At 70.4% G+C, this 23,665-nt stretch carries 22 protein-coding genes; 5 read left to right on the forward strand and 17 right to left on the reverse strand.

Annotated features, from left to right (window positions below):
• Window positions 1–54 precede the first annotated feature (54 nt).
• Window positions 55–2,322, reverse strand: coding sequence for a phosphoribosylformylglycinamidine synthase subunit PurL (gene purL, locus ISU10_RS13040; RefSeq protein WP_194696841.1), 2,268 nt, complete (start codon window positions 2,320–2,322; stop codon window positions 55–57).
• A 227-nt stretch (window positions 2,323–2,549) separates the two neighbouring features.
• Between purL and ISU10_RS13045 the strand changes: the two genes are divergently transcribed.
• Window positions 2,550–3,968, forward strand: coding sequence for a glycoside hydrolase domain-containing protein (locus tag ISU10_RS13045; RefSeq protein WP_194696842.1), 1,419 nt, complete (start codon window positions 2,550–2,552; stop codon window positions 3,966–3,968).
• Here ISU10_RS13045 and purQ read toward each other — a convergent pair.
• The 11 genes from purQ to ISU10_RS13100 form a co-directional block, all read right to left on the reverse strand.
• Window positions 3,965–4,630, reverse strand: coding sequence for a phosphoribosylformylglycinamidine synthase subunit PurQ (gene purQ / locus ISU10_RS13050; RefSeq protein ID WP_194696843.1), 666 nt, complete (start codon window positions 4,628–4,630; stop codon window positions 3,965–3,967). The genes ISU10_RS13045 and purQ overlap by 4 nt on opposite strands.
• The gene (gene purS / locus ISU10_RS13055; RefSeq protein ID WP_194696844.1) at window positions 4,627–4,896 is read right to left on the reverse strand and encodes a phosphoribosylformylglycinamidine synthase subunit PurS; all 270 of its coding nucleotides are present in this window, start codon (window positions 4,894–4,896) and stop codon (window positions 4,627–4,629) included. The genes purQ and purS overlap by 4 nt, the downstream gene beginning before the upstream one ends.
• Before the next feature lie 42 nt (window positions 4,897–4,938).
• Window positions 4,939–5,130 carry a hypothetical protein gene (locus ISU10_RS13060; protein WP_194696919.1) on the reverse strand — a complete coding sequence of 64 codons (192 nt, stop codon included), beginning with the start codon at window positions 5,128–5,130 and terminating at the stop codon, window positions 4,939–4,941.
• Window positions 5,127–5,567, reverse strand: a complete 441-nt coding sequence (locus ISU10_RS13065) for an SRPBCC family protein (protein WP_194696845.1) — start codon at window positions 5,565–5,567, stop codon at window positions 5,127–5,129. Before ISU10_RS13065 ends, ISU10_RS13060 begins: the two co-directional genes overlap by 4 nt.
• A gap of 13 nt (window positions 5,568–5,580) precedes the next feature.
• The gene (locus tag ISU10_RS13070; RefSeq protein WP_370865314.1) at window positions 5,581–6,471 is read right to left on the reverse strand and encodes a phosphoribosylaminoimidazolesuccinocarboxamide synthase; all 891 of its coding nucleotides are present in this window, start codon (window positions 6,469–6,471) and stop codon (window positions 5,581–5,583) included.
• A gap of 35 nt (window positions 6,472–6,506) precedes the next feature.
• Entirely contained in the window at window positions 6,507–6,767 is a 261-nt protein-coding gene (locus tag ISU10_RS13075; RefSeq protein WP_370865316.1) for an acylphosphatase, read from the reverse strand.
• Between the two features lie 5 nt (window positions 6,768–6,772).
• Window positions 6,773–8,194: an adenylosuccinate lyase gene (purB, locus tag ISU10_RS13080; protein WP_194696847.1), complete on the reverse strand. Its 1,422-nt coding sequence runs from the start codon at window positions 8,192–8,194 to the stop codon at window positions 6,773–6,775.
• 493 nt (window positions 8,195–8,687) lie between these two features.
• Window positions 8,688–9,929: a phosphoribosylamine--glycine ligase gene (gene purD / locus ISU10_RS13085; protein WP_194696848.1), complete on the reverse strand. Its 1,242-nt coding sequence runs from the start codon at window positions 9,927–9,929 to the stop codon at window positions 8,688–8,690.
• An 11-nt stretch (window positions 9,930–9,940) separates the two neighbouring features.
• Entirely contained in the window at window positions 9,941–10,840 is a 900-nt protein-coding gene (locus tag ISU10_RS13090; RefSeq protein WP_194696849.1) for a catalase, read from the reverse strand.
• Window positions 10,841–10,887: 47 nt separating this feature from the next.
• Window positions 10,888–12,201 (reverse strand): APC family permease, encoded by a 1,314-nt coding sequence (locus tag ISU10_RS13095; RefSeq protein WP_370865320.1) that lies wholly within the window; start codon window positions 12,199–12,201, stop codon window positions 10,888–10,890.
• A 55-nt stretch (window positions 12,202–12,256) separates the two neighbouring features.
• Window positions 12,257–13,549, reverse strand: coding sequence for an adenylosuccinate synthase (locus ISU10_RS13100; protein ID WP_194696850.1), 1,293 nt, complete (start codon window positions 13,547–13,549; stop codon window positions 12,257–12,259).
• 139 nt (window positions 13,550–13,688) lie between these two features.
• Here ISU10_RS13100 and ISU10_RS13105 point away from each other — a divergent pair, with 139 nt between their 5' ends.
• Window positions 13,689–14,606: a diacylglycerol/lipid kinase family protein gene (locus ISU10_RS13105; protein ID WP_194696851.1), complete on the forward strand. Its 918-nt coding sequence runs from the start codon at window positions 13,689–13,691 to the stop codon at window positions 14,604–14,606.
• Here the strand turns inward: ISU10_RS13105 and ISU10_RS13110 are convergent.
• Window positions 14,603–15,604, reverse strand: a complete 1,002-nt coding sequence (locus ISU10_RS13110) for a helix-turn-helix transcriptional regulator (protein ID WP_194696852.1) — start codon at window positions 15,602–15,604, stop codon at window positions 14,603–14,605. The two genes, ISU10_RS13105 and ISU10_RS13110, sit on opposite strands and share 4 nt — an antisense overlap.
• 392 nt (window positions 15,605–15,996) lie before the next feature.
• The gene (locus tag ISU10_RS13115) at window positions 15,997–16,401 is read right to left on the reverse strand and encodes a DUF3151 domain-containing protein (protein WP_194696853.1); all 405 of its coding nucleotides are present in this window, start codon (window positions 16,399–16,401) and stop codon (window positions 15,997–15,999) included.
• 65 nt (window positions 16,402–16,466) lie between these two features.
• Here ISU10_RS13115 and ISU10_RS13120 point away from each other — a divergent pair, with 65 nt between their 5' ends.
• Complete coding sequence (locus tag ISU10_RS13120) at window positions 16,467–17,957, forward strand: DHA2 family efflux MFS transporter permease subunit (RefSeq protein WP_370865323.1); 1,491 nt, start codon at window positions 16,467–16,469, stop codon at window positions 17,955–17,957.
• A 560-nt stretch (window positions 17,958–18,517) separates the two neighbouring features.
• Here the strand turns inward: ISU10_RS13120 and fbaA are convergent.
• Entirely contained in the window at window positions 18,518–19,549 is a 1,032-nt protein-coding gene (gene fbaA, locus ISU10_RS13125) for a class II fructose-bisphosphate aldolase (RefSeq protein WP_194696854.1), read from the reverse strand.
• Window positions 19,550–19,695: 146 nt separating this feature from the next.
• On the opposite strand from fbaA, the gene ISU10_RS13130 reads away from it, so the two are divergent.
• Both ISU10_RS13130 and ISU10_RS13135 read left to right on the forward strand, forming a co-directional pair.
• Window positions 19,696–20,004: a virulence factor gene (locus ISU10_RS13130; RefSeq protein WP_194696855.1), complete on the forward strand. Its 309-nt coding sequence runs from the start codon at window positions 19,696–19,698 to the stop codon at window positions 20,002–20,004.
• The gene (locus tag ISU10_RS13135) at window positions 20,001–20,897 is read left to right on the forward strand and encodes a homocysteine S-methyltransferase family protein (RefSeq protein ID WP_370865325.1); all 897 of its coding nucleotides are present in this window, start codon (window positions 20,001–20,003) and stop codon (window positions 20,895–20,897) included. Before ISU10_RS13130 ends, ISU10_RS13135 begins: the two co-directional genes overlap by 4 nt.
• Before the next feature lie 313 nt (window positions 20,898–21,210).
• On the opposite strand, the gene ISU10_RS13140 is transcribed toward ISU10_RS13135, so the two are convergent.
• Together ISU10_RS13140 and ISU10_RS13145 are read right to left on the reverse strand one after the other, a co-directional pair.
• Window positions 21,211–22,890, reverse strand: coding sequence for a formate--tetrahydrofolate ligase (locus ISU10_RS13140; RefSeq protein WP_194696856.1), 1,680 nt, complete (start codon window positions 22,888–22,890; stop codon window positions 21,211–21,213).
• A gap of 103 nt (window positions 22,891–22,993) precedes the next feature.
• A complete protein-coding gene (locus ISU10_RS13145; RefSeq protein ID WP_194696907.1) occupies window positions 22,994–23,635 on the reverse strand; it encodes a TrmH family RNA methyltransferase in 642 nt (213 codons plus the stop codon).
• Window positions 23,636–23,665 lie beyond the last annotated feature (30 nt).

Raw genomic sequence — 23,665 nt, forward strand, 5'->3', positions numbered from 1 at the left:
CTCCCGTGCGGTTGACGGGTCTACAGGGCGATTTGACCCGTCAACCGCACGGGACTACCCCAGCGCGGCAGGAAGGGTCGAGGTCCAAGCAGTACGTAGCTCATCGAGCGGGATCGAGAACGCGCCCTCGACGGTGAAGGCGTCGCCGCCCGTGGTGCCGATGCGGCGGATGGGCACGCCGAGTGCACCGGCCATGGCCTCCAGTGCGCCCTCCTCGTCGGGGCGGACCGTGACCACGCATCGCGATGCCGACTCTGAGAACAGCTGGACGAACGAGTCGTCGGAGGGGCCGATCGTCACGCCGACGCCGTGGCGCAGCGACGCCTCGGCGAGGGTCTGCGCCAGGCCGCCCTCGGAGATGTCGTGGGCCGAGGTCAGCAGGCCGACCGCATCGTGCAGCAGCGTGGCCAGGGCCCGCTCGGCCATCAGGTCGAGAGCCGGCGGACGTCCGCCGAGGTGGCCGTGCACGACATGGGCCCACTCGGAGCCGGACAGCTCGTCACGGGTCTCGCCGAGCTGGTAGACGGGCTCACCCTCGACCTCGAACGCCGACGGTGTGCGCCGGCGTACGTCGTCGACCACGCCGAGCACGGCGACCACCGGAGTGGGCAGGATCGCCGTCGACCCGGTCTGGTTGTAGAGCGACACGTTGCCGCCGGTCACGGGGATGCCCAGCTCGAGGCAGCCGTCCTTGAGCCCACGGCAGGCCTCGGCGAACTGCCACATCACCGCGGGGTCCTCGGGCGAGCCGAAGTTGAGGCAGTCGCTGACGGCGATCGGCGTCGCGCCGCCGGTCGCCACGTTGCGGTAGGCCTCGGCGAGTGCCAGCTGCGCGCCTGAGTAGGGATCGAGCTTGGCGAAGCGGCCGTTGCAGTCGGTGGCCACCGAGACACCGAGGCCGGTCTCCTCGTCGACGCGGATCATGCCGCTGTCACTGGGCTGGGCGAGCACGGTGTCGCCGCGGACGTAGCGGTCGTACTGGTCGGTGATCCAGGACTTGTCGCACAGGTTCTCGGAGGCGACCATCCGCAGCACGGTGTCCCGCAGGCCGTCGCCGTCGAGAGGACGGGCGAGAGTCTCGGCCGCGTCGGCCTGGAGCGCGTCCTGCCAGTCCGGGCGCTCGAACGGCCGGTGGTACGTCGGGCCGTCGTGCGCCACCGAGCGCGGAGGTACGTCGACCACGCGCTCGCCGTGCCAGTCGATCTGCAGGCGTCCGGTGTCGGTGACCTCGCCGACGACGACCGCCTCGACGTCCCACTTGCGGCAGATCGCGAGAAGGGCCTCGACGTCCTCGGGCTCGACGACGGCCATCATCCGCTCCTGCGACTCGCTCATCAAGATCTCCTCCGGAGCCAGCGAGGAGTCGCGGAGGGGGACGCGGTCGAGCTCGACGTGCATACCGCCGTCGCCGGCACTGGCGAGCTCGGAGGTGGCGCAGGAGAGCCCCGCGCCGCCGAGGTCCTGGATGCCGGTGACGATGCCCGCGGCGAACAGCTCGAGCGTGCACTCGATGAGCAGCTTCTCCATGAACGGGTCGCCGACCTGGACGCTCGGTCGCTTCGCCGGCCCCGTCTCGTCGAAGGTCTCGCTCGCCAGGACGCTGACTCCGCCGATGCCGTCGCCGCCGGTGCGCGCGCCGTACAGCACGACCTTGTTGCCGACGCCGGTCGCCTTGGCGAGATGGAGGTCCTCGTGGCGGAGTACGCCGACGCAGAGCGCGTTCACGAGTGGGTTGCCGAGGTAGGAGGCGTCGAAGACCGCCTCGCCGCCGATGTTGGGCAGGCCCAGGCAGTTGCCGTAGCCGCCGACGCCGGCCACGATCCCGGGCAGCACGCGGTGGGTGTCGGGCTCGCTGAGCGGGCCGAAGCGCAGCGGGTCCATCACCGCGACCGGCCGCGCACCCATCGCCAAGATGTCGCGGACGATGCCTCCGACTCCGGTCGCTGCGCCCTGGTACGGCTCGACGTACGACGGGTGGTTGTGGCTCTCGATCTTGAACGTGACGGCGTACCCCTGGCCGATGTCGACCACGCCGGCGTTCTCGCCGATGCCGGCCAGCATCTTGCCGACGCCCTGGGTCCCGTCGGCGTTGGCCAACGGCGTCTCTTGCGGGATCTCGGCGAACTGTCTGAGGTGCACCTTCGAGGACTTGTAGGAGCAGTGCTCGCTCCACATCACCGAGTACATCGCGAGCTCGCTCGACGTCGGCCGCCGGCCGAGGATCTCGATGATCTCGGCGTACTCGTCGGCCTTGAGCCCCAGCTCCGCCCACGGCTGCTCGCGATCGGGGTCCTTCTCGGCCAGGCCGACGGTGTCCAGCACAGTGCCCAGGCTATCTGTGCGGTTCGTCAGGCCTGTGGAGGGAGCCGCCCGCCGGGATAGTCCCCGACGATCGGAACCCTGATCGGCGCGTTTCGGGGTTCGGTTCGTACCGGACTATCCGGAGGGGCGGACAATTACAACGATGTAGTTACCAGCAACCGGTGTTACTGGTGTGATTGATGTGGTTATGGTGACGTGGCCCGCCCGTCTTCCCCCGGGAGTCCACCATGTTGCACACCCCCCGCGGCTCGTCCCGCGAGATCCGTCGTCGCCCCCCGGCGATGGTGTTCGCGACGGCTGCGCTCATGGTGATGACCAGCTGGGGAGCGGCCGGGATGTCGCTGGGCGCCGCGTCGGCATCTGCAGCCGGCGCGGCGCCAGCGGCGGCGGCAGCGGCCCTTCGCGACGCGAACCCGGTCACCCCTGGCGACTTCACGGGCTACGGCTTCGACCAGTGCCTCGCGCCCACCCAGAGGGCCATGAACCGCTGGTTGTCGTACTCGCCGTTCCTGGCCGTCGGCATCTACATCTCCGGTAACTCCCGCGCCTGCCGCGACCAGCCCAACCTCACGCCGACGTGGATCAGCAAGCAGCTGGCCAAGGGCTGGCGACTGCTGCCGATCACCCTCGGTCCGCAGGCGTCGTGTCAGCCGCGGTTCCCGCGCTACGACGACGACCCCAAGATCAACCCGCAACGCGGCACCAACGGGCTCTACGACAAGGCCCGCAAGCAGGGCACCGCCGAGGCCAGCAAGACCGTGGGCGATGCCCAGGCGCTGGGCATCGTGCCGGGCAGCACGCTGTGGTACGACCTCGAGGGCTTCGACGACACCAACCGCGACTGCCGCGAGTCGGCGCTCGCCTTCCTCTCCGCTTGGACCGACCAGCTCCATGCCCTGGGCTACGTCTCCGGCGTCTACTCCAGCGCCGGGTCGGGCATCGAGATGCTCGACAAGGCCCGCCTCGAGCGACCCGGCAAGTTCACGCTCCCGGACATGATCTGGATCGCCCGCTGGGACCTCAAGGCCGACACCTCGACGAGCTACATCGCCGACGACGGCTGGCTCCCCGGTGGCCGGATGAAGCAGTACCAGGGCGGTCACGACGAGACCTGGGGTGGCGTGCGGATCAACATCGACCGCAACTACCTCGACCTCGGCCTGGGCTCGGTCGCCTCCCGCGAGACCCACTGCGGCGGCGTGCGGATCAGCTACTTCCGCTACCCCCCGCTGGCCCCCGGCTCCACGCACAAGACGGTTCGCGCGCTCCAGTGCCTGCTCAAGGAGAACAACGCGTACGACGGCAAGATCACCGGCGTGTACGACGACGCCACCGTCACCGCGGCCAAGGCCTGGATGCAGGCCCGAGGTCTCGACGTCCAGGCCAGGTTCGCACCGCGGCACTGGGTCTCACTGCTGAGCCAAGGCGCCGCGCCGATCGTGAAGATCGGCTCCGCCGGGCCCGCCGTACGTCGCGTGCAGCGCGCCCTTGCGGCCGCCAACAGCTCCACCCGGCTCAAGGCGACCGGCGTCTTCGACCGGGCGACCGACCAGGCGTTGCGGGACTGGCAGGAGAAACTCGGCCTGCAACGTACGGGCGTGGCCGCGCCCTACGTCTGGCGCAGGCTCGCGATGGGCATGCGCTAAGCGGTTGCCCCTACGAGCGAGGTGAAGAAGCCCAGCCCGTCAGTGCCCGCCCCCGTCAGCGCCTCGACGGCGTGCTCGGGGTGGGGCATCAGGCCGACGACGTTGCCGCGCTCGTTGGTGATCCCGGCGATGTCGTGCAGGGAGCCGTTGGGGTTGACGTCGAGGTATCGAGCCAACACGCGGCCCTCGCCCTCGAGCCGGTCGAGGGTGTCGGCGTCGGCGACGTAGCCGCCCTCGCCGTTCTTCAGCACGATCGTGACCTCCGCGCCTTCGTCGAAGGACGACGTCCACGGCGTGCGGTTGTTCTCGATGCGCAGCCGCTGGTCGCGGCACACGAACTTGCGGTGGTCGTTGCGGATCAGCGCACCGGGCAGCAGGTGGGACTCGCACAGGATCTGGAAGCCGTTGCAGATGCCGAGGACAGGCAGGCCCTGCTGGGCAGCCGCGACGACCTCGGTCATCACCGGCGCGAACCGCGAGATGGCCCCGCACCGCAGGTAGTCGCCGTAGGAGAACCCACCGGGCAGGATCACCGCGTCGACGCCCTGGAGGTCGTGGTCGCCGTGCCACAAGGCGACGGCCTCGTGGCCGACGATGCGTACAGCGCGGCGGGCGTCCTCGTCGTCGAGGGAGCCGGGGAAGGTGACGACGCCGACCCTCACTGGTCACTCCCCTGGGTCTCGAGCTCGACCACCGACACCGAGTAGTCCTCGATCACCGGGTTGGAGAGCAGGGTCTCGGCCATCTTGCGTACGTCGGCGAGCGTCTGGTCTGTCGGCTCACCGTCGACCTCGAGCTCGAACCTCTTGCCCTGACGGACGTCGAGCACCCGGTCGAAGCCCAGCCGGGGCAGGGCCCCGAGGACCGCCTTGCCCTGCGGGTCGAGGATCTCGCGCTTGGGCATCACGTCGACGACATAGCGGGCCACGGCCGAAGTCTTTCACGGCACGTCACCCGGGGCGCGGACGGCTCAGCGGCGTGGTCGCGTCACCACGATCAGCAGCGCCACGCCCAAGCCGGCGACGGCCGGACCGATGACGGCCCAGGTCTCCTCGCCGGTCATCGCGCTGCCCTCCCAGTAGCCCAGGCCCTGGAAGGTCCAGATCAGGCCGACGACCATCAGGGCGAGGGCGAACAGGATCAGTGCGGGCTTCCTGGTCACGCTTCCTCCGGTGGTGGAGCGGCGAGGGCGGCGCTCGCACGTAGGAGATCGGCCTTGATCGTGGCCGGGGCCAGGCGGCCCGCAGCTGCCGCGGCCAGCGCGAAGGCACCACTGCCGCGCACCTTGCCCTCGGCGGTCACCCGGGTGCCGTCACCGACCTTGACGAACCGGAGAGTGAGCAGCCCGTCGACTCCGTGCCAGGTGCCGATCTCCGAGAGGACCCGGTAGGGCACCAGCTCGGTCAGCCGCATCTGCGGCTTGACCCCGACCTTGGTGACGTCGCGCCACCGCATGCCCTCATGGGGCTGGCCCGGATCGACATCGACGACCGCCTTGAGGCTCGACTGCCACTCGGGCCGGTTGCGCGGCTCGGCCAGGTAGCGAAACAGCACCTCCGGCGCGTGCGGCAGGTCAAGAGTCACCGAGAACGTGCCCATGGTCGGCTACCCCTCACCAGGTCTCGCCGGTGAGCAGCTCGTAGGCCTCGATGTAGCGGCTACGCGTGCGGTCCACGACCTCGTCGGGCAACGACGGCGGCGCCTCGCCCGAGGCGCGGTCCCAGCCGGACTCGGGCGAGAGCAGCCAGTCGCGGACGATCTGCTTGTCGTACGACGGCTGCGAGCGGCCGGGCTGCCACTGGTCGGCCGGCCAGAAGCGCGACGAGTCGGGCGTCAGCACCTCGTCGGCGAGCACGGTCGTCCAGTCGGCGCGCCGGCCGAACTCGAGCTTCGTGTCGGCCAGGAGGATGCCGCGCTCGCGGGCGATGGCCTCGGCCTTGCCGTAGACCGCGAGCGTCAGCATCCGCAGCTCAGCGGCCGCGTCGTCGCCGACCTGCTCGGCGACGGTCTCGTAGTCGACGTTCTGGTCATGCTCCCCGAGGGCCGCCTTGGTGGCGGGCGTGAAGATCGGCTCCGGCAGCCGGCTGCCGTCCTGCAGGCCCGCCGGCAGCGGGATGCCGCACACCTCGCCGTACGTCCGGTAGTCGATCAGCCCCGTGCCGGTCAGGTAGCCGCGCGCGACGCACTCGACGGGATACATCTCCAACCGCTCGCAGACCACCGCGCGACCGCGGACCAGGTCCGGCACCTCGGTGGAGACGATGTGGTTGCTGACCAGCCCGGAGAGCTGGTCGAACCACCACAGCGACATCCGGGTCAGGATCTCGCCCTTGTCGGGGATCTCGGTGTCGAGCACGTAGTCGAAGGCGGAGATGCGGTCGCTGGCCACCATCAGCAGATGGCCGTCGGGCAGCTCGTAGAGGTCGCGGACCTTGCCGCTGTGGAGGTGGCTCGCACCCGCGATCTCGGGAGCCGACGGGATGTTGAGGTCCTGGGCAGCCACGCGACGAGCCTATCCGGGGCGGAGCAGGTTGTCGGTCAGCCCGTGATCTCGAAGCGCGTCGACCCTGCCGGCGCCGCCTCACGCACAGCGCAGTCGCGCACGATCGACCCAGGCGGGCCCTTGCGAAGCCACGCCACCATCAGATCGACCGCGGGGGTCTCGCCCTCGACGTGTGCCACCACGCTGCCGTCGGGCTCGTTGCGCACCCACCCGGTCACGCCCAGCCTCAGCGCCTCGTGCTGGGCCTGCCAGCGGAAGGCCACGCCCTGCACGCGACCCGTGACGCGAACCTGCACCGCCGTCACAAGATCCCGCCGGGTGAGTACGCCGCAGCGTCCGGATCGGCTGCGACGACCTGCTCCACCCGGCGTACGACGGCCTCTGTCTGGGCGACCGCCGCGCCGGTGAAGGACAGCGGCTTGGACATCAGGCCGGCGATCTGGTCGTGGGTGAGGCCGAGCCGGTCGTCGGCAGCGAGCCGGTCGACGACGTCGTTGACGGCCGCACCCTGACGCAGGTCGAGGGCCGCACCGACGGCGGCTTCCTTGATCGCCTCGTGGGCGACCTCGCGGCCGACGCCCCGGCGTACGGCCGCCATCAGCACCTTGGTCGTGGCCAGGAACGGCAGGTAGCGGTCGAGCTCGCGCTGGATGACCGCGGGGAAGGCGCCGAACTCGTCGAGCACGGTGAGGAAGGTACGGAAGAGACCATCGGCGGCGAAGAACGCGTCGGGCAGTGCCACCCGACGGACGACGGAGTCGGAGACATCCCCCTCGTTCCACTGGTTGCCAGCCAGCTCGGCGACCATCGAGAGGTGACCGCGCAGCACGACCGCGAGGCCGTTGACCCGCTCGCACGAACGCGTGTTCATCTTGTGGGGCATCGCGCTGGAGCCGACCTGGCCTTCGGCGAAGCCCTCGGTGACCAGCTCCTGGCCGGCCATCAGCCTGATGGTGGTCGCCAGGTTGGCAGGACCGGCCACCAGCTGGACGAGTGCGGAGACGACGTCGAGGTCGAGCGAGCGCGGGTAGACCTGGCCGACGCTGGTCAGGACGCGGTCGCCGAAGCCGAGGTGGTGCGCGATGCGCTCCTCGAGCTCGTGCAGCCGCGCCGAGTCTCCGTCGAGCAGGTCGAGCATGTCCTGGCTGGTGCCCATCGGACCCTTGATCCCGCGCAGCGGGTAGCGGGCCAGCAGGTCGTCGAGCCGCTCGAGAGCGACCAGCATCTCGTCGGCGATCGTGGCGAACCGCTTGCCCAGCGTGGTGGCCTGGGCGGCGACGTTGTGGGAGCGGCCGGCCATCACGGTGGTCTCGTGCTCGGTGGCCAGCCTGGCCAGGCGGGCCAAGGTGGCGACCGCGCGGGCTCGGAGGATCACGAGCGACTGCCGGACCTGGAGCTGCTCGACGTTCTCGGTGAGGTCGCGCGAGGTCATGCCCTTGTGGATGTGCTCGTGCCCGGCGAGGGCCGCGAACTCCTCGATGCGGGCCTTCACGTCGTGGCGCGTCACGCGCTCCCGAGCCGCGATCGACTCCAGGTCGACCTTGTCGATGACGTCGCGGTAGGCCTCCACGACCCCATCGGGTACGTCGACACCGAGATCGCGCTGCGCCTCGAGCACCGCGATCCACAGCCGCCGCTCCAGCACGATCTTGTGCTCCGGCGACCAGATCGCGGCGAGGTCGTCACCGGCGTACCGGGTGGCCAGGACGTTGGGGACCGTCACAACCGGAAGTCTCCCACGCGCCCGACCACCCGCTGGTTGAGGAGGTTGCTAGCAACCGTCTCGAAACCCCGTGGGCCAAGGGTTGACTCACCTGGTTTCGAGACAGGCGCTAGCGCGCCTTCCTCAACCACCGAGAGACGCGCCTTCCTCAACCACCCGTTGGTTGAGGAGGTTGCGCAGCAACCGTCTCGAAACCATGGGGCTGGCATGGTCTGGTTTCGAGACAGGCGCTAGCGCGCCTTCCTCAACCACCGAGAGACGCGCCTTCCTCAACCACCCGTTGGTTGAGGAGGTTGCGCAGCAACCGTCTCGAAACCCCGTGGGCCAAAGGTTGACTCACCTGGTTTCGAGACAGGCGCTAGCGCGCCTTCCTCAACCACCGAGAGACGCGCCTTCCTCAACCACCCGTTGGTTGAGGAGGTTGCGCAGCAACCGTCTCGAAACCATGGGGCTGGCATGGTCTGGTTTCGAGACAGGCGCAAGCGCGCCTTCCTCAGCCACCCAGCGCAGCGATGTCCGTACGCCACTGGGCGCCCGGGAAGGAGATCGAGGCGACTCCCTCGTAGGCCTTCGCGCGGGCGTCGGCGACCGACGTACCGACGGCGGTCACGGCGAGTACGCGGCCGCCGGCGGTGACCAGGCGGCCAGACGCGTCGCGCGCCGTGCCGGCGTGCAGGACCTCGACGTCGGACTCGACGTCGAGGGTCTCGGTGCCGACGATCACGTCGCCGCTCGAGGACGACTCGGGGTAGCCCCGCGAGGCCATCACGACAGCGACCGCAGCGCCGGGCTTCCACTCCAGGGCGGGTACGTCGGCGAGGCTGCCCGCGGCACACGCGAGCAGCAGCGGCGAGAGCGGCGCGTCGAGAAGAGCCAGCAGGGGCTGGGTTTCCGGGTCGCCGAAGCGGGCGTTGAACTCGACCACGCGCACCCCGCGTGAGGTCAGGGCGAGGCCGGCGTAGAGGAGTCCGCGAAACGGCGTGCCCCGTCGCGCCATCTCGTCGACGGTGGGCTGGAGGACTGTGCGCGTCACCTCGTCGACCAGGTCGGCAGGCGCCCACGGCAGCGGCGTGTAGGCGCCCATGCCGCCGGTGTTGGGGCCCTCGTCGCTGTCGTGGATGCGCTTGAAGTCCTGGGCCGGTTGCATCGGCACCGCCGTGGTGCCGTCGCAGAGGGCGAAGAGCGAGACCTCGGGCCCGTCGAGGTACTCCTCGATCACGACCCGGTCGCAGGCGGCCGCATGAGCGAGCGCCTCGTCGCGGTCGGTCGTCACCACGACGCCCTTGCCGGCGGCCAGGCCGTCGTCCTTGACGACGTACGGCGGGCCGAACGCGTCGAGGGCAGCAGCGGCCTCGTCGGGCGTGCGGCACAGCCGGGCCTCGGCGGTCGGCACGCCGGCCGCCGTCATCACGTCCTTGGCGAAGGCCTTGGAGCCCTCCAGCTGGGCGGCCTCGCGCGAGGGTCCGAAGCACGCGATGCCAGCAGCACGGACCGCGTCGGCGACACCGGCGACGAGCGGCGCCTCCGGACCGACGACGACGAGGTCGACCCCGAGCTCGCGCGCGAGCGAGGCCACGGACTCGCCGGACATCGGGTCCACTGCGTGGAGCGTGGCGACCGCGGCGATCCCCGGGTTTCCCGGAGCCGCGTGCACCTCGTCGACCGCTGGGTCTCGAGACAGCGCGAGCGAGAGGGCGTGCTCGCGGCCGCCGGTGCCGATGACGAGAGCCTTCACGTGAGAGGACTCTAGGGGTGGGGTCGAGACCGCCGCTCGATGGAGACGCTGTAGGCGGCCGGGCGGTAGCGCAGGATCGGGTCGTCGCTGAGCTCGATGCCGTCCACGATCCGCGTCGGGTCGAAGACCACGATGTCGCCCTGCTTCTCGCGGTCCTCCTCGATGGTGGTGATCTCGAACCAGCCCGCCACGAACTCGCGGCTGCCGCGCCAGACCGACATCGGGTCATGGGGGTCGTCCTTCGCGCCGGCGACGGTGACGACGAGGTCGTAGCGCACGGGGCCTTGGGCCAGTCGCGCCGCCAGCTCCTCTCGCAAGCGATCACGCCCACTGAAGCGCCCCTCCGGCCGGTCGTGCGGCGTCGCCTTCGGCACCAACCGGTAGCGCACCCAGGTGCCATGGCCGGCGAGCGACTCCCAGAGATACGCGTGGATCGGGTAGTACGTCGCCTCGGCATAGCTGCGCGGCGGCTTCAGCGCCTTGACCCTGGCGTTGTAGGCCAGCGCGATCGCGGTGCTCGGCCTGGTCGCGAGGAACCTCAGGAGCGCTCGCCGGTCGCGGGCCACCTCGGTGAGCCGCACGAAGTCGTCGGGAGTCCGGACCGGGAACCTCGGGACCGTCTGCCCCAAGATGTCGGTCGAGGTGCCGTCGGGCAGCACGAACGACACCGACATGCCGCGCACGTAGGGACGGTTGTCGTTGGCGTCGTGGCGGCCGCTGCCGTGCGACCAGCGGACCAGAACGGGGATCGTGTCGCCTTGCAGGTGCAGGGCCCGACTCAACGGTCGCGCATCGGGGCTGGCGTTGAACGTGCCGGAGCAGAAGACGCCTTTGGCGTGCAGCGTGCGGTGACCCGGCTCGGCCTTCATGACGGCTGCGAGACGGTCGATCGCCTCCTCGGGGGGCAGCATGCAACGACGGTAGGCGTCCGGCGCCGCGCGGGGATAGAGCCGTTCGGCTAATGATCTTCTCGGTGGTCGAGCCCGAGACCCTCTCGGTGGTCGAGCCTGTCGAGACCACGCAGCCGCAGCGACCGGTAGCCCACGCCCAGCGCGAAGACGGCCACCCCCGCCACGACCGCCTCCCACGGCAGCGTCGCGACCAGGACCAGACAGCCCGCGCACCCGGCGTACTGGAGCCAGCGTGGGAACCTGCGCTGTGCCTGCGGTTGCTGCCGAGCGGCGGCGTTGGCGACGAAGTAGTAGAGCAGCACGCCGAAGGACGAGAACCCGATGACCCCGCGCAGGTCGACGAGCAGCACGAGCACGACGACGACGGCCGCCGTGGTGAGCTCAGCGCGGTGCGGCACCTGGAACCGGGGGTGTACGGCGTCCAGCCAGCGCGGCAGGTCCCCCTCGCGCGCCATCGCCAGGCTGGTGCGGCCCAGACCCGCGACGAGCCCGAGCAGCGCACCGGCCGCAGCCAGCGCCGCGCCGACGCGGACGACCGGCTCGGCCCACTGCCGGTCGCCGGCCGCCACCGCATCGGCGAGCGGCTGGGTCGAGGCCGCGGTCGCGTCGGGACCGAGCGCGACGAGGACGGCCACGCCGACGACGGCGTACACGGCGATCGCTCCCGCGAGCGCGCCGACGATGGCGCGCGGGATCACCCGCTCGGGATCGCGCACCTCCTCGCCGAGGGTCGCGATCCGGGCGTAGCCGGCGAACGCGAAGAACAACAGCCCGGCCGACTGCAGGACGCCGTAGACGCCGTGGGGAGCGGCCCAGTCGCCCAGCCCGTTGCTCTCGCCTCCGCCGAGCGCTGCGGCGACCGCGACGGCCAGCGCCACGAGGACCAGGGCGACGATGACCCGCGTCAGCCCGGCGGTCCGGGTAATGCCCGCGCAGTTGACCAGCGCGAGTACGGCGACGACCGCAGCGGCGACGGGCCGGTGCCAGCCGTCTGGCACGGCGTACGCGGCGAACGTCATCGCCATCGCCGCGCAGCTCGCGGTCTTGCCGACCACGAACCCCCAGCCGGCAAGGAAGCCCCACCACTCCCCCAGCACCTCGCGGCCGTAGAGGTACGTGCCGCCAGCGCGCGGGTACGCGGCCGCGAGCTGCGCCGACGCGGTGGCGTTGCAGTAGGCCACGAACGCCGCGAGGGCGAGGCCGACGAGCAGCCATGCACCGGCCGCACGCGCCGCCGGCGCGAACGCCGCGAACACGCCCGCCCCGATCATCGACCCCAGCCCGATCACCGTGGCATCGCCGAGCCCCAGACGCCTCGCCAGCCCCCCGTCGGTCGAGGAAGGCGCGCTAGCGCCTGTCACGAGACCACCGCACTGCACTCACGATGGTTGCGAGACGGTCCGCGGCGCAACCTGCTCAGCCGGCAAGTGGCGGCACTTCCAGGGTCTGCTCGCGCCCGGGGCCGACGCCGACGCCCCAGATGCGGGTGCCGGACATCTCCTCGAGGGCGCGCACGTAGGCCTGGGCATTGACGGGCAGCGAGTCGAACGTGCGGCAGGCCGAAATGTCCTCCCACCAGCCGGGCAGCAACTCGTAGATCGGCTTGGCCCGCTCGAACTCCGACTGCGTCATCGGCATCTCGTCGTGGCGCACGCCGTCGACGTCGTAGGCGACGCAGACAGGTACGCGCTCCCAGGACGACAGCACGTCGAGCTTGGTCAAGAACAGGTCGGTGAGGCCGTTGACGCGCGAGGAGTAGCGCGCGATCACCGCGTCGTACCAGCCGCAGCGCCGGTTGCGTCCGGTCGAGACGCCGACCTCGCCGCCGACCTTCCAGAGCTTCTCGCCGTCCTCGTCGAACAACTCGGTGGGGAACGGCCCCGAGCCGACTCGTGTCGTGTAGGCCTTGATCACACCGATCACCCGGTCGATGCGGGTGGGGCCGATCCCGGCTCCGGTGCAGACACCACCGGCGACCGGCGAGGACGACGTGACGAAGGGGTAGGTCCCGTGGTCGACGTCGAGCATGGTGGCCTGCGCTCCCTCGAAGAGCACCGTCTTGCCGTCGTCGAGGGCGCGGTTGAGCAGCAGCGAGGTGTCGGCGACCATCGGCCGCAACCGCTCGACGTACGACAGCAGCTCCTCGACGACGGCGTCGACCGAGATGGCACGGCGGTTGTAGACCTTGGCCAGCACCTGGTTCTTGACGTCGAGGGAGGCCTCGACCTTCTGACGCAGCAGCTCCTCGTCGAACAGGTCGGCGATGCGGATGCCGATCCGGTTGATCTTGTCGGCGTACGTCGGCCCGATGCCGCGCCCGGTCGTGCCGAGCTTGGCGTTGCCGAGGAAACGCTCGGTGACCTTGTCGATCGTGGCGTGGTAGGACGCGAGCACGTGCGCGTTGGCACTCACCACCAGTGGAGCCAGGTCGACGCCGCGGGCCACCAGCGCGTCGAGCTCGCGGAACAACGCCTCGGGCGAGACGACCACCCCGTTGGCGATCACGCAGACCGAGCCCGGCGTCAGGATGCCGCTGGGCAGCAGGTGGGTCGCGAACTTCTCGCCGTTGACCACGATCGTGTGGCCGGCGTTGTGGCCCCCGCTGGTGCGCACGACGTAGTCGATGGTCTCGGTGGTGGCCAGGAGGTCGGTGGCCTTGCCCTTGCCCTCGTCGCCCCACTGGGCGCCGAGGACCACGATCGCCGGCATGTCGTCTCCGCTCTAGTCGAACCGGTCAGGTCGGGTCGACGTCGCGCCAGAACGCTACTGCAAGGTGTCTTCGCTGGTTGAGGTGCGAGCTTGCGAGCCTCGAAACCGGGTTCGTGGCCGTCCGCTAGTGTCCGCCACGATGGACCCCCTCCTCGTCATCACCAACAAGGACGCCGGCACGGCGGATCAAGAGACGCTCGACGTCGCCTTGGAGATCCTGCGATCCCGGACGTCGGTCGAGGTGGCCGCCACCTCGGACCCGGGTGAGCTCGACGGGGTCCTGCAGCGCGCGGGTAGCCGCCGGATCGTGGTGGCCGGCGGCGACGGCAGCCTGCACGCGGTGATGTCGGCCCTCTACCGCCGCAACCAGCTGGGCGATGCGGTCGTGGCGCTGTTGCCGCTCGGGACGGGCAACGACTTCGCACGCAGCGTCGGGATCCCGCTCGAGATCGAGGACGCCGCGCGCCTGGTCGTCGACGGAGAGGTCCGCAAGACCGACCTGATCATCGACGAGGTCGGTGAGATCGTGGTCAACAACGTGCATGTCGGGGCAGGGGCAGAGGCCAGCCGCAAGGGCCACACCTGGAAGACGCGCCTGGGTTCGATCGGCGTCGGCAAGCTGAACCTCGGCAGGCTGGGCTACCCCATCGGCGCGATCCAGTCGGCGTTCAACAGCGGCGAGCTCCACCTGCGCGTCGAGATCGACGGCAAGGTCGTCAACGACCTGGACCGTCCGGTCCTGATGGTCGCGGTCGGCAACGGCGCCAACATCGGCGGCGGCACCGAGGTGACGCCGCACGCGGATCCGGAGAGCCGCCAGGTGGACGTGATGGTGTCCCGCGCGACCTCGCCGCTGGCCAAGCTCGGCTACACCCTCAAGATGGCGCGCCAGGGCTCGCACCTCGAACGCCCCGACGTCGACTACTACCGCGGCCGGTCCGTGTCGGTCTCCGGCGAGGAGTTCTACTGCTCCGCTGACGGCGAGATCTACGGGCCGGAGCGGCAACGTACGTGGCACATCGAGCCCGCGGCGTACCGCTTCGTGCTCCCTGCCTAGAGCCAGCCCCTCCGCGCCGCCTCGACCCCGGCCTGGAACCTCGTGTCAGCGCCGAGCTCGATCATCACGTCGGCGACCCGCCGGCGTACGGTCCGCAGGCTCAACCCCAGGGTGCGGGCGATCTGCTCGTCCTTGGCACCGGCTGCCAGCTGGCGCAGCACGGAGCCACGTACGTCGACTCGTGGCAGCAGGGCGTCGAGCGCCGGGAGGGCCGTGGCCTGCTCCCAGTACCTCTCGAACAGCAGCGTGAGCGCACCGACGATCGCCGGCTGCCGAACCAGCAGCCGGGGCTCATCGGCGAAGCCGAGCGGCTCGGGCAAGACCGCGTGCGAGCCCTGGATGACGAGCAGGCGCGTGGGCATCTCGTCGATGACGCGCACCTGCTCTCCTTGGCGGGCGCGGGCCTGCAGGACCTCGGGCGCCTCATGCAGGGCGCGAAGCGGGTAGATGGCACGTGAGCGTCGCCCCGATGCCACCGCGCGACCGACGACCACGGAGATCGCACTCTCACGCGGCAGCAGCCACGCGTCGGGGCGCCACCACAGCAGGTCGCCCTTGCTGGTCTCGATCAGCTCGGTCAGCAACGCCAGCGCGTTGCCGCCGGCACTCAGCTCGCCGTCGAGGCCGCCGAGGTTCTCCATCTGGCCGGCGCCCGGTTGGAAGGCGGCTGCGACCAGGTACGGGACGGCGGCCGCCAGCGACCGCAGCTGCTCGCGCGACCGAGCTGCCGCGTCCGCCTCCTCCTGGAGCAGGTGCGCCACGAGCGCCGGGATCGTACGGACCACCAGGCGGTCGCCCTCGACCTCGACCAGGCCACGTCCAGCCAACGGCGAGAGACTCGCCCACAGCCGCGCCTCGGTCAGTCCGACGGCACGCGCGACGTCGGCCAGCGGACCGCCCGAGAGTGGCAGCAGCTGCTGGTAGCGGCGTTCGTCCTCGGTGCTCATGCCGAGGGCCGACAGCACCGAGGTGACGCCGCGTCGGGTGGACCGGGACATGGGTGGCACCTTAGTGCCACCGTCATTCCTTAACCAGGTGGCACGGACCGGACAATGCAACGATGAAGCACGACGTCAGGTGCCTGGCCCTCCCGGGGGCTCGGCACTGGCAGCCCACCCATTGCGGGGGTCGGGTCGGCCGACGTCGACGAGCGCCGGAGTGGTATCAGGGGACAACTCCGGCGCTCTGTCATTTTCGCCTCGCTGCGCTCGGCATGTCGCGTCGCTCTGCAATTTGGCTCGCTCCGCTCGCATGTCGCGTCGCTATGACCTGCGTCCTTCCTCCTCGACTCGCTCGCTGCGCTCGCTTCGCTCGTCGTGCAGGACGCAGGACGCTCCGCGACTTCGCTCAGCCGATGGCTCACTTCGCGACTTCGCTTCGCTCGTCGCTGTTAGAGCAGGGCGTCGGCGGCGGAGGGGCTGGAGTCGCGCAGGAAGCTGGAGCAGCGCTCCCACTCCTCGTGCTCGCCGATGGCGCGTGCGGCCAGCGCCAGCAGGGCAAGGCTGCGCAGGAAGCCGCGGTTGGGCTCGTGCTCCCACGGGACCGGGCCGTGGCCCTTCCAGCCGTTGCGGCGCAGCTGGTCGAGGCTGCGGTGGTAGCCGACGCGGGCATAGGCGTAGACGATCAGGTCATCGGCATCCGCGTCATGCGCCTGCTGGGCCAGGGCCGCCCATGCTGCAGGGGACGCGGGATGACGGCGTACGACCTCTCCGGGTGTCGCTCCACCAGCCAGCTCGGCGTCAGCGGGGTCCTCGGGCAGGCGGGTGGGCGGCGGGCCGGCGAGCAGGTCGGTCATGGCGCCAGCCTAGGCCGGGGCCCCGCCGGGGAATCGCTGTCGGTGGACGGGTGTTGACTGCCGACGTGTCCGAACCCACCGACGACGTCCGCCCCTGGCCCGCTCTGTTCGCGTTGTGCCTCGGGTTCTTCATGATCCTGGTCGACACCACGATCGTGACGGTCGCGACGCCCGCGATCATCGCCGACCTGCATGCCGACGTGAACGAGGTCGTCTGGGTGACCAGCGCCTACCTGCTCGCCTACGCCGTTCCGGTGCTGATCACGGGTCGGCTCGGCGACCGGGTCGGGCCGAAGAAGATCTACATGGTCGGACTGACGATCTTCACCTTGGCCTCGCTGTGGTGCGGTCTGACCTCGTCGGTCGAGATGCTGATCGTGGCGCGGGTCGCGCAGGGCGTCGGCGCCTCCTTGATGACTCCGCAGACGATGGCAGTGATCACCCGCATCTTCCCGGCCACCGAGCGCGGCAAGGCGATGGCGCTGTGGGGCGCGACCGCCGGCGTGGCCACCCTGGTCGGCCCGATCCTCGGCGGCGTGCTGGTCGACGCGCTCGGGTGGGAGTGGATCTTCTTCATCAACATCCCGGTGGGCCTGGTGGCGCTGGTGCTGGCCCTTCGACTCGTCCCTGACCTGCCGACCCACTCCCACAAGTTCGACTGGCTCGGCGTCGCGCTCAGCGGGCTGGGCATGTTCGCGCTGGTCTTCGGCATCCAGGAGGGCCACCAATACGACTGGGGCACCATCACCGGCCCGATCTCCGTATGGGGCCTGATCATCGTCGGGCTGCTCATCCTGGTGGCCTTCGTGGTCTGGCAGGCCCGCAACCGCCAGGAGCCGCTGGTGCCGCTGGGCCTGTTCCGCGACCGCAACTTCTCGGTCTCCAACTTCGCCATCTCCACCATGTCGTTCACCGCGACCGCCATGGGCTTCCCGCTGATGCTCTACCTCCAGCTCGTCCGCGGCATGTCGCCGACCACGGCGGCGCTGACGTTCGTGCCGATGGCGCTGGTCTCGATCGTGATGGCGCCCATCGTCGGTCGCTACACCGACCGCGTCCACCCGCGCACCCTCACCGCCGCCGGCTTCGCGATCACGGCCCTGGCCGTGTGGTGGGTCTCGCTCGAGGTGCGCCCCGAGAGCGCGCTGTGGCAGATCCTGGCTCCGATGGCTCTGCTCGGCTTCGGCATGGCCGGCATCTGGGCTCCGCTCGCAGCCACTGCCACACGCAACCTGCCGCCGCAGTTCGCCGGCGCCGGCTCGGGCGTCTACAACGCCACTCGCCAGGTCGGCGCGGTCCTGGGAGCGGCCGGCATCGCCGTCCTCATCGACTCCCGCCTCGCCGCCAACGGCCTCGGGTCCGGCGGTTCACCAGAGACGGCAGGCGGCCTGCCCGCCTCGGTCTTCGACCCCTTCAGCACCGCCATGTCCCAGGCGCTGCTGCTCCCCGTCGCCGTCCTCGCTCTCGGCTTCCTCGCCTGCCTGTTCTTCGAGCAGATGCGTCACATGGTCGTGCGGCCTGCCGCCGTCGAGCCCGAGGTTCAGGCGGCCGGCTGACCGCTAGGGTGCAGGTTGGTCCGCACGGCGACGCCTCCCCCGCCCAGCCCCGCGCCTGCAGCAGAAGTCCGAGGCGCCCGGCTGTCCTACATGCGCGGTCGATGACCTGGCCATAGCCCAGAGCCGTCCGCCGAGGTCCACCTCCAACTCCCCGTAGGCGACATCCCGGTAGGTCACGCCCAACGTGGCCTGAGCCTTTCGCTGCCGCTCACCTCTCGGAAGACCGTGAGCCCGCTCGACGCGGGCCGCCAGCGCGACATCCAGCACCGCTTCCTCGAACCGGACGCGCGGAGGGCCGAGATTCCATAGGGTCCGCTCGTCGAGGTGCGCCATCCTGCGCACCCCGACGCCAGCCCGGCTTGCGACCTGGCGTCCGATGGCCACAGCAACCTCGATGGGCGACGAGTCGTCTCTCCTGCCCGGACCCTCAGCGATCCGCAGCGCTGACTCGCCGCACAACGCAGCAGGCCAGGCATAGAGCACCGCAGCCCACGCCCGCTGCAACCAGATCGCCAGCCCCAACGAGACGGCTGTGGAGAAGGTCCGGGCCAGCCGGACCGTCAGCCGATCGAGTGACCGGTAGAGCGCAGGTTCGCGCAGGCCTCGAGGACACGGGCGGCCATGCCCGCCTCGGCAGCCTTGCCCCAGGCACGCGGGTCGTAGGCCTTCTTGTTGCCGACCTCGCCATCGACCTTGAGCACGCCGTCGTAGTTGGTGAACATGTGGCCGACAACAGGGCGGGTGAAGGCGTACTGGGTGTCGGTGTCGACGTTCATCTTCACCACGCCGAAGTCGACGGCCGCGCCGATCTCCTCGGCCGTCGAGCCCGAGCCGCCGTGGAAGACCAGGTCGAAGGGCCGCTCGCCCTCGGCCAGCCCGAGCTCCTTGACGATGGTCTCCTGCGCGGTCTTGAGCACTTCGGGACGAAGCTTGACGTTGCCGGGCTTGTAAACACCGTGCACGTTGCCGAACGTCAGGGCCGTCAGGTAGCGACCGTGCTCACCGGTGCCGAGCGCCTTGACCGTCGCGATGGCGTCCTCGGGGGTCGAGTAGAGCTTGTCGTCGATCGCACCGACGACGCCGTCCTCCTCGCCACCCACCACGCCGACCTCGATCTCGAGGATGATGTGGGCCGCCGCGCACTTGGCCAGCAGGTCCTCGGCGATCTCGAGGTTCTCGGCGAGGGGTACGGCGGACCCGTCCCACATGTGCGACTGGAACAGCGGCGCCTCGCCCCGGGCCACTCGCTCCGCGGAGATGTCGAGCAGCGGACGGACGAAGCCGTCGAGCTTGTCCTTGGGGCAGTGGTCGGTGTGGAGCGCGACGTTGATCGGGTAGGACTTGGCGACCTCGGCGGCGAACGCCGCGAAGGCGACCGAGCCGCTGACCATGTTCTTGACGTTGGGGCCCGAGAGGTACTCGGCGCCACCGGTGGAGACCTGGATGATGCCGTCGGAGCCGGCCTCGGCGAACCCGGCGAGGGCAGCGTTGAGGGTCTGCGACGACGACACGTTGATCGCCGGGAAGGCGAAGCCCCGCGACTTCGCGGTGTCCAGCATCTCGGCGTACTTCTCGGGGGTGGCGATGGGCATGTCCGTGCTCCTCGAACGACGTGGGTGAGGCTGAATTCACCCTAGTGCCATCCTCTGGATCGATCGAATGACGCCCAAAGGGGTCCGCTGGTCTCAGCGTGCTGGATGCGGTGCTCGGCGACGCGGCGGGCGACTAGCCTCGCCAGGTGAGCGAGTACCAAGTGACGTACTGGCGCGACCTGCCCTCGATGGTGGTCGCGCGCGATGGTGATGCGGTGACCAAGGGACCGTTGGCCCCGCGGTTCCAGGAGGCCATCGACGAGGCCGCGATGCGGCTGGGGGCGGTCGAGAGCGAGGCCTACCTCGACGGTTGGACCCGCGGCGACTGGACGCCCGCGCAGGGAGATCCGGCCGAGGTGTGCGACCGCGTCGTGGCCGAGCTGGAGAGCCAGTGGCCCGAGGATCGGCTGACCGCCTACCTCGATGCGATCGGCCCCGCCCAGGACCCGGCGTGAACCGGCTGCGACACCTCCTGGGCGACCTGCCCGACGGGCACACCGTCCTTCTCGACGGCGGCATGGGCACCCTGCTCCAAGACAGCGGCCTGGACGATGGCGGATCCGGCGAGCTCTGGAACGTCGAACGGCCCGAGGTGATCGCCGGCATCCACGAGGCGTACGCCGAGGCGGGTGCTCGCCTCCTGACCACGAACACCTTCGGCGGTACCCGCCCCCGGCTCGACATGCACGGCCTCGGCGACCGGGTCCACGAGCTCAACCGGGCCGGCGCCGCGATCGCCACCGAGGTCGCACGTCGCCACGGCGCCCTCGTCGCCGGTGACCTCGGCCCCACCGGTGAGCTGCTCAGCCCGCTCGGCACCATGGAGCCCGACGAGGCTCGCGCGCTCTTCGCCGAGCAACTGACCGGCCTGGCCGACGGGGGCATCGATGTCGTCCTCATCGAGACGATGAGCGACCTCGGCGAGGTGGCGGCAGCGGTCGAGGCCGCACGCCAGGTCGTGCCGGAGCTCCCCGTCATCGCGACGCTCAGCTTCGACACCAACCTGCGCTCCATGATGGGCGTGCGCCCCGCCGACGCCGTGACCGCGCTGGCCGAGCTCGGCGTCGACGCCGTCGGCGCCAACTGTGGGCGTGGCCCGGAGGAGATGGAGGCCATCGCCGCGCAGCTGGCCCAGGCGCGCACCGACGACCTCCTGATCGTGGCGCAGTCCAACGCCGGCCTGCCGGTCCTCGTCGGCGACCGGTTCGCCTACGACGCCCCGCCCGACGAGCTGGCTGCTCACGCCCGCGCCCTGCAGGACCTGGGCGTCGACCTCGTCGGCGCGTGCTGCGGCTCGACGCCCGCCCACATCGCCGCGATGGGTCGCGCGCTGCTCCCCGCTGGTTGAGGAGTGCTCCCCGCTGGTTGAGGAGGTTGCGCAGCAACCCGCGCCCCCCGCTGGTTGAGGAGGTTGCGCAGCAACCGTCTCGAAACCAGGTGAGGACATTCAGTGCTCCTCCGCTGGTTGAGGAGGTTGCGCAGCAATCCGCGCCCCCCGCTGGTTGAGGAGGTTGCGCAGCAACCGTCTCGAAACCAGGTGAGCACATCGGTCGCCGGGTTTCGAGACAGGCGCTAGCGCGCCTTCCTCAGCCAGCGGCTACGACAGGCCGCGCCTTCCTCAGCCAGCGGCTACGAGAGGCCGCGCCTTCCTCAACCAGCGGCTACGACAGGCCGAGGATCGTCCCGTCGTCGGCCAGGTCGATGCGCCGGGCCGCGGGGTCGCGCGGGAGGCCGGGCATCGTCATGATCTCGCCGCACACGGCCACCACGAACCCGGCACCGGCCGAGAGCCGCACCTCGCGCACGTGCAGCTCGTGGCCACTGGGGGCTCCGACCAGTGAGGCGTCAGTGGAGAACGAGTACTGCGTCTTCGCGATACACACCGGCAGGTCGGCGAACCCGTCGCGCTCGAATCTCTGCAGCCGACGCCGGGCCTTGGAGTCCCAGGTGACCTGGCGGGCGCCGTACAGCTTCGTGGCGACGGCCTCCACCTTCTCGGTGAGCGGGAGCTCGTCGGGGTAGGTGAAGGAGAACTCGTACGGCGAGGGCTCGTCGAGGGCTTGCAGCACGCCCTTGGCCAGCTCGAGCGCACCGGCCCCGCCGTCGGCGAAGTGGGTCGCCGGATAGGCCTGCACCCCTTCGGCCGCGACCAGCTCGACGACCTTGTCGATCTCGGCGGTGGTGTCGGTCGGGAAGCGGTTCACGGCGACGACGCACCGGACGCCGTACACGTGACGGATGTTGTGGAGGTGGCGGCGCAGGTTGGCCATGCCGCGCTCGACCGCGCCGAGGTCCTCGGTGCCGAGGTCGGCGAGGGCGACTCCGCCGTGGTACTTCAGGGCGCGGACCGTCGCGACCACTACGGCCAGGTCCGGACGCAGACCCGACTTGCGGCACTTGATGTCGACGAACTTCTCCGCACCGAGGTCGGCGCCGAAGCCGGCCTCCGTCACGACGTAGTCGGCCAGCCGCAGGCCCGCGCGCGTGGCCATGACCGAGCTGCAGCCGTGGGCGATGTTGGCGAACGGCCCGCCGTGCACGAACGCCGGGGCGCCCTCGAGGGTCTGCACCAGGTTGGGTGCGAGCGCATCGCGCAGGAGCACCGACATCGCGCCGTGCGCGTCGAGCTCACGAGCCGTGACCGGGTTGCCGGCGCGGTTGTACCCGATGACGATGTCGCCGATCCGCCTCTTGAGGTCGCCCCACGACTCGGTCAGGCAGAAGATCGCCATCAGCTCGGAGGCGACCACGATGTCGAAGCCCTCGGAGCGGGGGAACCCGTTGCCGTAGCCGCCGAGTGCGACCGTGGTGTCGCGCAGCGCGCGGTCGTTCATGTCCAGCACGCGCTTCCAGGTGACGCTGCGCACGTCGATGTCGAGCTCGTTGCCGTGGTGGATGTGGTTGTCGATGAGTGCGGAGAGCAGGTTGTTGGCCGCCGCGATCGCGGCGAAGTCGCCGGTGAAGTGCAAGTTGATGTCGGTCATCGGCACGACCTGGCTGTAGCCGCCGCCGGCAGCTCCGCCCTTCATGCCGAAGACCGGGCCCATGGAGGGCTCGCGCAGGCAGGCCATGGACTTGTGGCCCAGGCCGAACAGCGCATCGGTCAGCCCGACCGTCGTGGTGGTCTTGCCCTCACCAGGCGGGGTCGGCGACAGCGCCGTCATCAAGATCAGCCTGCCCATCGGGCGGTCGGCGAGCGAGGCCAGGTAGCCGATGTCGACCTTGGCCTTGTAGTGCCCGTAGGGGACCAGGTGGTCCTCGTCGATCCCGAGCGTCTCGGCAGCCACGTCCCTGATCGGGCGCAGCGTCGCGGCGTTGGCGATCTCGATGTCCGACAGCAAGACTTTCTCCCCTCCGTGGCCGAGGCTCGTCACTTTCCCGGGGGCACGCTAGCCTCCCGGGACACGTTGCGGAAGACGCGCCGCGTTGCGTCAGCCGCGCAGCTCAACCTCGCCAGGCATCGCTGCCCGGTGTCAGGTCGGCATGGGTCCGGATCCAGGCGTGCATCGCGATAGCCGCCGCCGCGGAGGCGTTGATGGACCTGGTGGAACCGAACTGCGCGATGGAGAACGTGCCGTCACACGCCTCCCGCGCGGCTTCGGACAGTCCGGGCCCCTCCTGGCCGAACAGGAAGCAGACCCGACGCGGCACCTCCATGGTCTCCAGGTGGGCCGAGCCCGGCAGGTTGTCGATGCCGAGGAGAGCGACGCCAGTGCCTCGCAGGTACGCCGCGAGGTCGGCGACCGAGGCGTGGTGGCGCAGGTGCTGGTAGCGGTCGGTCACCATCGCTCCTCGCCGGTTCCATCGTCGGTTGCCCACGATGTGCACCTCGGCCGCCAAGAAGGCGTTGGCCGAGCGGACGATGGTGCCGATGTTGAAGTCGTGCTGCCAGTTCTCGATCGCGACGTGGAAGTCGTGACGCCTGGCATCGAGGTCGGCGACGATCGCCTCCATCGTCCAGTAGCGGTAGCGGTCCACCACGTTGCGGCGGTCGCCCTCGGCGAGCAAGCGGGCGTCGTACTCGTCGCCCTCGGGCCACGGGCCGACCCACGGGCCGACCCCGACCTCCGGCGGGCCGTGCGGCATCGGGTCGTACGGCGCCCTGGCCGGTTCTGC

The sequence above is a fragment of the Nocardioides agariphilus genome, from assembly GCF_015352445.1.
Taxonomy (GTDB): Bacteria; Actinomycetota; Actinomycetes; order Propionibacteriales; family Nocardioidaceae; genus Nocardioides; species Nocardioides agariphilus.